We start from the raw sequence: 1194 nt of genomic DNA, 5'->3' as shown, positions 1-1194 counted from the left end.
CCGCGGCGCGCGATCTCGTGGCGGCCGGGCGGACCGTGGCCGTCCTGGAGGCCCGCGACCGGGTCGGCGGCCGGGTGCTCGGCCTGACCCTCCCGAACGGGATCGTAGGAGATGCGGGCGGCGAGTGGTGGGGGTACGGCGACGACGACGCGCTTGGCGGTGACGGTGACGCCGTCGGCCGTCACGACGTACGAGCCGCCGGACCGGGCGATCGTGCGCACGGGGGCGTTCAGTACGACGCGGTCGCCGAGTGTGGCGGCCAGCTTGATCGGCACCAGCTGGGAGCCGCCGACGAAGCGCAGTTCCTGGGCGCCGTTCGCGGTCTCGGTGAGGCGTTCCAGGGTGCCGGGGGTCTGCTCGTTGCCGGCGGCGGCGATGTAGAAGAGGACGAAGAGGAGGGAGAGTTCGCGGGGTTCGGCCGAGAAGATCGAGGTGCAGGCCACGTCGAGGAGGAACTTGGCCGACGGGATCACGGCGTTGGCCCGCAGCCAGGACTCGAAGGTCTGCCGGTCCCACTCGGCGGCCTTGGCAGCCGTCCAGGGGGCGTCCACCGGCACCTGCTTGGCCATGTCGTCCAGCGAGGCCTGCACGATCGCCGCGTTGGCGAGCCCGGCCGCGTCGACCGGGGGGACCGAGCCGAGCAGCCCGTCGGTGGCGTAGGCGGACTTCTTGCCGTCCTTGTAGAGGAGGTTCTTGCCGGTGTTGTAGGTGGCGAAGGTCGCCACGCCCAGGGAGTCGGCGAGCGCCTTGATGCGNNCCGCGGCGGGCGCCGCGGAGGCGGTCCCCGTGGCGGTCGCGGTCAGGGCGCCGGCCCCGGCGAGGGCGGCCGTACCGCCGAGCAGGGAGCGGCGGGAGAGGGGGAGCTGTCTTCCATGTGCCACGTGCGTCCTCCGTCGTGCTTCGAGCGCTTCGAGAGCGAGAAGGGTGGATGGGAGCGGGTGAGCCTAAAAGGTGAACAGGGCTCACATTCTGAGGGTGCGCGGGGTGGCGGGACAACGCTCCGGGCGGGGTGGAGTCGGTAACTGAGCCGATATTGACGGCTGTTGAAGCTCAGGCGCTGCTCAGAAACGGCGCATACGGGTTGTATCGACCAGGGGCCCGAACTGGACGGCGCGGAGACGCTCGCCGTCCGCTGGCCTGCCGGGCGGGCGAGGGGGAACAGGGACCGACACGGGAGCCGGAGCCGGAGCCGGA

Annotated in this window: 2 pseudogenes; one reads left to right on the top strand and one right to left on the bottom strand. The window is 71.9% G+C overall.

Annotation, left to right across the window (positions count from 1 at the left end):
- Nucleotides 1-17: 17 nt before the first annotated feature.
- Nucleotides 18-71, top strand: a pseudogene (locus tag BZL64_RS42095) (FAD-dependent oxidoreductase); the annotation flags it as partial.
- Between the two features lie 24 nt (nt 72-95).
- Here BZL64_RS42095 and BZL64_RS38505 read toward each other — a convergent pair.
- Nucleotides 96-881 (bottom strand): annotated as a pseudogene (locus BZL64_RS38505) (flavin monoamine oxidase family protein); the annotation flags it as partial.
- Nucleotides 882-1194: the final 313 nt, after the last annotated feature.

The organism is Streptomyces bobili (assembly GCF_002154575.1).
Taxonomy (GTDB): domain Bacteria; phylum Actinomycetota; class Actinomycetes; order Streptomycetales; family Streptomycetaceae; genus Streptomyces; species Streptomyces bobili.
Note: the sequence above shows the minus strand (reverse complement) of the source record. Positions and strands in the feature narration are given on the sequence as shown.